Origin of the sequence: Sphingomonas sp., assembly GCF_040398505.1 — a bacterium.
In the GTDB taxonomy this organism is placed as follows: Bacteria; Pseudomonadota; Alphaproteobacteria; order Sphingomonadales; family Sphingomonadaceae; genus Sphingomonas.
This window is the reverse complement of record NZ_JBBATX010000205.1, coordinates 1-1,321: the sequence shown is the minus strand read 5'-3', so window position 1 is coordinate 1,321 and position 1,321 is coordinate 1. Positions and strand designations below refer to the sequence as shown.

At 65.6% G+C, this 1,321-nt stretch carries 2 protein-coding genes; both read right to left on the bottom strand.

Annotated features, from left to right (window positions below):
* Positions 1 to 604 (bottom strand): DUF6445 family protein (locus tag ABWP09_RS14420; protein ID WP_353205808.1); only part of this gene is annotated, 604 nt, incomplete at its 3' end.
* Between the two features lie 206 nt (positions 605 to 810).
* Positions 811 to 1,321 (bottom strand): hypothetical protein (locus ABWP09_RS14415; protein ID WP_353205807.1); only part of this gene is annotated, 511 nt, incomplete at its 5' end.

Genomic DNA, 1,321 nt, shown 5'->3' with positions numbered 1-1,321 from the left:
GCCCCTGTGCGAAGAACAACAGCATTACCAACCGCCCGTCCGCCCCGCTCCGCCCGAACCCCGGTGCGGCATTGTGGAACAGCCACGGGCTGAACAGCACCAGCCGGTTGAAGCGCATCGGCACCGTCATCGTCTTTTCCCAGCGTGCGGGCTTGAGCGTATCGGCATTGACCACGCGTTCGACCAAATCGTTGACGTCGCCAAAGCCGCTTTCGAGCAAGCCGAGATCGGTGGTCGGCACGCGATCGAGCCCGGTCGGGCGGTGGCGGAAGAAATCGGTGCCGCCGCGGACGTGTTCGGGCAGGCTCAAATACAAGATGCCCGAATAGAAGCACGGATCGATATGCACCCCGCTCGCGCCCTTGTCGCCGGCGAGCGTGAGGCGGCAATGGTCGTGGCTGGTCCCCGCCATCGGCGTGACCGGCACCCCGATCCGCGCCACGACGGCCGCGTCTAATCCCTTGATCTCTAGGGGAATGTTTGAGAGCAGCCCGGGATAGTTGCCCTGCTTCAACGCCGGATCATAGCCGAGGCCGAGTGCTGTGCGGCGCACGCCGTGCGGATCGGCGAGGAAATCATCGATGATAAGGAGGGAGGGGAGCATCGCGGGCAATCTGCCAGCTTTGGTGCGCAAGCGAAAGCGCCGAAGGTTCCGCTAAAGTCACACGAGTCACGACGTCGAGGGGGTGTGCGCTGGGCGGGGTGTCGCGGTGCGATCGGTTCGGATGACGGTATTGCGCGGGGCGGCGTTCCATTCGAGACGGTGAACCAGAAACCGCGCGTGTAGGACAGGATTTGGTGGATCGCGGCTTACCCGCGCAGCGCCGTTCGCGCGAAGAGGGTGCGCCACGCGACGTAGCCAACCAGCGCCAGCACCACTGCCTGGCTGACCAGCACGGCAGGCTCGCCCCCGGTCGGCGCGAGCGCGTGGAGCGGCGGGATCTTCTGATAGCTCTGCACCACCAGCACGACCATGTTGAGCCACTGCGCAAGCAGCGCGGTGACGAGATAGGTCGGGCGTGACCAGCCCTGGAGCTTGCCGCCGTACAGCGCGGCGAGCGCGACCGCGAGCAGCAGCAGCGACACCACGCCGAAGATGAAGGGCGGGCCGATCGGCTTGGGCGGGAAGAGGAAACCGGTCACGCTGGTCAGGATCGTGAAGATCAGAAAGATCAGGTTGGCGGTGGGACGCCAGCGCCCGGTGGTGAGCGCGGCGAAGAAGACGACCCCCGCGGCGATACCGACCAGACTGATCGCGGTGTGGAGCAAGGTGAAGGCGTGGAGCGACAGGCCGAACATCATGCGGATTCCCCCCGGAATT